Annotated in this window: 4 protein-coding genes; all 4 read left to right on the forward strand. The window is 65.2% G+C overall.

From position 1 onward, the window contains the following. Positions 1–245 precede the first annotated feature (245 nt). Positions 246–1,496, forward strand: coding sequence for an IS256 family transposase (locus ACXET9_RS16030; protein ID WP_457887684.1), 1,251 nt, complete (start codon positions 246–248; stop codon positions 1,494–1,496). A gap of 164 nt (positions 1,497–1,660) precedes the next feature. Continuing rightward, positions 1,661–3,322: an N-6 DNA methylase gene (locus ACXET9_RS16035; RefSeq protein ID WP_457887685.1), complete on the forward strand. Its 1,662-nt coding sequence runs from the start codon at positions 1,661–1,663 to the stop codon at positions 3,320–3,322. After that, positions 3,312–4,385 carry a hypothetical protein gene (locus tag ACXET9_RS16040; RefSeq protein WP_457887686.1) on the forward strand — a complete coding sequence of 358 codons (1,074 nt, stop codon included), beginning with the start codon at positions 3,312–3,314 and terminating at the stop codon, positions 4,383–4,385. The genes ACXET9_RS16035 and ACXET9_RS16040 overlap by 11 nt, the downstream gene beginning before the upstream one ends. Positions 4,386–4,476: 91 nt before the next feature. Continuing rightward, the coding region (locus ACXET9_RS16045) for a tyrosine-type recombinase/integrase (RefSeq protein WP_457887687.1) at positions 4,477–5,157 on the forward strand (681 nt) is incomplete at its 3' end.

A 5,157-nucleotide genomic window follows, 5' to 3' on the forward strand; every position in this document is an offset into this window, starting at 1 on the left:
GACAGCTTCACGAAGGGGCTCCGAGGGATTGCCGCGACAGAGGCCGGTACAGCTTCAATACGGGTGTCCCGGGGGCAATCCCGAAGAGAGTCGGCACACCTCCCAGACGGGGCTGGATTCAGAGGGAGTTGAGTCCCCGATAGTGGTGTAACGCGGTGGCCCTGTGATCGTCCCGGACAAGGACGCGGCCACCGTGTGATCCTTCGAGTGAACCTCTCACAGCACTCTCGAACGGAGTCATCACGATGACCGCTCCCCACATTGTCGACCCTTCCGGCCTGCTCGGTGAAGCCCTGGCCGAGGCGTCCCCGGATCTGATGCGCAGCCTGCTCCAGGACGTGATCAACACCCTGCTCTCCACGGACGCGGACGCTGTTGCCGGCGCGGAGTACGGCCGCCCCAGCCCTGTCCGGACCGCCCAGCGCAACGGCTACCGCCACCGCGACCTCGACACCCGCGTCGGCACGATCGACGTCGCCGTCCCCAAGCTCCGCACCGGCACCTACTTCCCCGAGTGGCTGCTCGAGCGGCGCAAGCGCGCCGAGTCAGCCCTGATCACGGTCGTCGCGGACTGCTATCTCGCCGGTGTCTCCACCCGCCGCATGGATAAGCTCGTGAAGACCCTGGGCATCAACAACCTCTCGAAGTCGCAGGTCAGCAGGATGGCGGAGTCGTTGGACGAGCACGTCGAACAGTTCCGCCACCGCCCCCTGGACGAGGCCGGGCCGTTCACGTTCGTCTCCGCCGATGCGCTGACGATGAAGGTCCGCGAGGGCGGGCGCGTGATCAACGCCGTCGTCCTGCTCGCGACCGGCGTCAACGGTGACGGGCACCGCGAAGTGCTCGGCATGCGGGTCGCGACCAGCGAGACCGGAGCTGCGTGGAACGGCTTCTTCGCCGACCTCGTCGCCCGCGGCCTCGCCGGGGTGCGCCTGGTGACCTCCGATGCGCATACGGGACTGGTGGAGGCGATCGCCGCGCATCTTCCCGGGGCGGCCTGGCAGCGGTGCCGCACCCACTACGCAGCGAACCTCATGGCCGTGACACCGAAGAGCATGTGGCCGGCGGTCAAGGCGATGCTGCACAGCGTCTATGACCAGCCCGATGCAGCAGCGGTCAACGCCCAGTTCGACCGGCTCCTGGGCTACGTGAGCGAGAAGCTGCCGGCCGTGGCCGATCACCTCGATGCCGCCCGCGCGGATCTGCTCGCGTTCACGGCGTTCCCGAAGGATGTGTGGGTGCAGATCTGGTCGAACAATCCCACCGAGCGGTTGAACAAGGAGATCCGTCGCCGCACCGATTCCGTCGGCATCTTCCCCACCCGCGAGGCGATCGTCCGCCTCGTCGGCGCGGTCCTGGCCGAACAGACCGACGAGTGGGCCGAAGGACGCCGCTACCTCGGACTGGACGTCCTGGCCCGCTGCCGCCTCAACCTCGTCCCCGACACCAGCACCGAGGAGGTCACCACAAGCTCCCTACCCGCCCTGACCGCCTGACCCCTCAGCGAAGGATCGCTACACCACTTCCAGGGACTTGACCGGGGCAGTCTCGCCCCGTACCGCCGCGCTCACCGCCGGATGTTGCGCTTCGATGCGGGGTTCACCACCAGGTCGCGCGTCACTCCCCACATCGGTCGGTCGTGAATGAGAAGCTAAGCCACGTGAGCACAGCACATCCTGGAGACGACACGGCGGAGCTGCGCAAGGCCCGGGGCGCGTTCTTCACCCCGGCCCCGATCTCGCGGTACATCGCCGAATGGGCGATCCAGTCCGGGGACGACCGAGTACTCGAACCCTCCGCCGGAGACGCTGAGTTCATGCTCGCAGCGGCGGCCCGGCTCCAGGAGCTGAACACCGGATCGGGCGTGCCAGTCGTGGAGGGTGTCGAGATCCATGAGTCGAGCGCCACAGTCGGGCGCGAGCGAGTTATGGCCGCCGGTGCTGAGCCCTCGATCACGGTCAGCGACTTCTTCGACATTCCTGCGACGCCCTCGTACGACGCCGTGATCGGGAACCCGCCTTACATCCGGTACCAGGAGTTTGCTGGCGAGTCACGAGCGAAAGCACGGGCTGCGGCACTAGCAGGAGGCGTTGGACTAAGCGGTCTCGCGTCAAGCTGGGCAGCCTTCACCGTTCACTCCGCACGCTTCCTCCGTCATGGAGGCCGCCTCGGCCTGGTGCTCCCCGCAGAGCTGCTGAGCGTGAACTATGCCGCTCCCGTGCGCAAGTACCTCTTCGAGAACTTCCGCGAAGTGAGCCTGGTCCTCTTCGAGCACCAGGTGTTCCCGGAAGCTGAAGCTGACGTAGTCCTGCTGCTGGCGGACGGATACGGTCACGGCCCCACCGATAGCGCAACATTCCGACAGACCACCGATGCGAACACGCTCGGTGCCCTGGATCAGACCTCGACCACGTGGACTCCGATTACAGCGGATGCCAAGTGGACCGGCAGCCTTGTCGAAGAAGTTGCGGCAGATGCCGTCGCTGACTTGCGTACACGGGGTACCTTCTCCGAACTTCAAACCTGGGGAGAGACCACCCTGGGAATCGTGACGGGTAACAACAAGTACTTCGCAATGTCCCCGGAACGTGTCAAGCAACAGGGTCTGAAGAGGAACGAGACTCTGCCCTTGTCTCCTCCGGGAAGCGCCCATCTTCGCGGACTCGCGCTGACGACCTCAGCTCTTCGACGCCTTGGCGCAGAGGGTAAGGCCACGCGGCTGTTCAGGCCGGCTGAACAACACTCGACAGAGGCCGAGCTGTACATTCAGGCTGGGGAACAAGCAGGGGTCCATCTTGCCTACAAGTGCCGCGTCCGGCGCGTGTGGTATCAACCGCCCGTGGTCCCCCCGGCCGATCTGCTCCTCACCTACATGAATGCAGACACGGCACGCATCACAACCAACGAGGCCGGCGCTCATCACCTCAACTCGGTACATGGCGTCTACCTGAACGAGGAGTACCGCGAACTTGGCCGGGAGTTGCTCCCGCTCGCGAGCCTGAACTCGGTGACGTTGCTGCACGCCGAGCTCGTCGGTCGCGCATACGGTGGCGGCATCCTGAAGATCGAACCTCGTGAGGCTGACCAGTGGCTGCTCCCTTCACCGCAAACTGTCGCGTCCCACGCTGACGAGCTGAGAGCGGTGAAGGCGCGGGTTACGCGACTGCTCGGGCACGGCGACCTGACCGGCGCGGTAGAAGCCGTCAATGATGTCCTGTTCGCTGTCAACGAGGAGCTGGACAGTGAAGCACTACTCAGTGTGATGACGACGCGGGAGATGCTCGCGTCGCGGAGAGCTAGCCGAGGTGCAAGTGGCCGCTAGGAAGCCCAGTACGAAGACTCGCGCGTGGCGCCTGTTCGATCGAATCGTTGCGGACGCCGCACCGGAGGGTGAGCACACAACCCCCTGGTACATCGAGGACGGGAAACTGCGGTACGCGCCCGACTTCGCGACGTTGCGAACGCTGCTCGGAGTGCCTCTGTACCTTGAGGCGACTACAACCAGCGGCGTGCCCGCACTCGCACTCGACGTCTGGCTCAGCTACGAGCTGCGCCGCGCTGGCTTTGATCCCGACAGCACCTGGCCCAGGTCGACGCATCCTCGAATCTTGCCGCGACAGATCCCTGCACTGCTCGATGGCTTCTCGAAGAAGGAGCGTGCGTACGCCGAGAAGAAGCTCACCGCGAAGACGGCGGTCAAGGGAGTTACCTCGGCAAGCGCGAACATCCTTGGGAAGAACTACCTCAAGCAGGTCGACGTCATCATGACGGACTGGCAGACCGGCCCAGAACTGCTCATCTCCACCAAGCGCATGGACTCCTCGTACGGGAAGAACGCCGCCAACCGCGTGGAGGAAGCCTACGGTGACGCAAAGAACCTCAGGCTGCGCCATCCACTCGCTGCCCACGGCTTCCTGATGGGCCTGCGCTCGGACATCCTTGAGGATTCGTCAGGGACGGCCGACTGGCTGATGGACCTCATGGCCAAGCTCGGCCAGGAGGATGATGCCTACCACGCCACATGCGTCGTGCTAATGGATTACGACAAGACAATCGCACCGCCTGAAGACGACGGTGAGTCCGAACGCGACACCATCGCAGGCACGGTCAACGCGGACGAGGATGACGATTCCGACCCCGACGAAGCAGTGCCGACCGACGAGGTAGAAGGGATCCTGAGGGGTCTCCCTGAGGTCAAGATCCTAGAGGACGCCGTTCCTGCTGAGCTGAAGCCTTCCCGATTCCTTCAGATCATCGTCAACCACGTTCTGGACATCACACCGATCACGTTGCATACGGAAGCACGGCGACGCCGTAAGGCTGCGGGTGTGGAGCCCGATGTCGGAGCACTCGGTGCTGCACGGGAGGAACCGGGGAACGGTTAGCCGTCGAGGAGCCGGAGGACCGTAGTTTGAGCCGATCCTAGGTTTAGCCGATAATCCGTATTTTCGGCTACATTCTAGGTAGTCTGGAGGCATGGCCGAGCAGCTCGTTCAAGCACCCATGCAGGCCGACATCGGCCGGCTCCAAGCACGATGGCTCGGCACCCTGACGCCCTCGACTCGACGCGGGTACAGCACCGACGCACGCTCGTGGATCGTGCACTGCGCAAGGGTCGGCCTCGACCCACGAGACGCCACGGGGCGTGACCTCACCGCATGGCTCGATGAGCTCGCGCACCTGCGCCCTTCCACCCGGGCGCGACGCCTGTCCGCCGTGATGAGCATGTACACCTGGCTGAGGGACGAGTCCGTCGTAGCCGTGGTCCCCGAGGTGCCCAGGGCATCCCGCCCGCGTTCACGAGGACAAGACGACGCCAGACTCGTCGGCCTCGACCAGGCGACGGCGCACCGGCTGCTCGCCGTCGCCGATGACCACTCGCCACGAATGTCCGAGCTCGCCGCTCTCGGCCTCACGACAGGCCTCCGCATCCAGGAGATGCTCTCGCTCGACCCCTCAGCAGTGCGCACCGACGGGGGCGGGCGCGTGCTCGCCACCGTCGCCGGAAAGCGAGAGCGAACCCGCACGGTCGTCGTCCCACCCCTCGCTGCTGAACGGCTTGCGGTACTGCGCCCTGCTGAATCGGTTGCGCCATTCTTCCGTACCCGCACGGGCCGACCGTGGAGCCAGCGAGAGGCCCGAGATGCCCTCGCACGT

Source organism: Brachybacterium netajii (SeqCode) (assembly GCF_054114245.1).

Bases quoted from the DNA above. Each gene is read 5' to 3' on its own strand.
- ACXET9_RS16030 (WP_457887684.1), top strand. From the start codon at position 246: ATGACCGCTCCCCACATTGTCGACCCTTCCGGCCTGCTCGGTGAAGCC.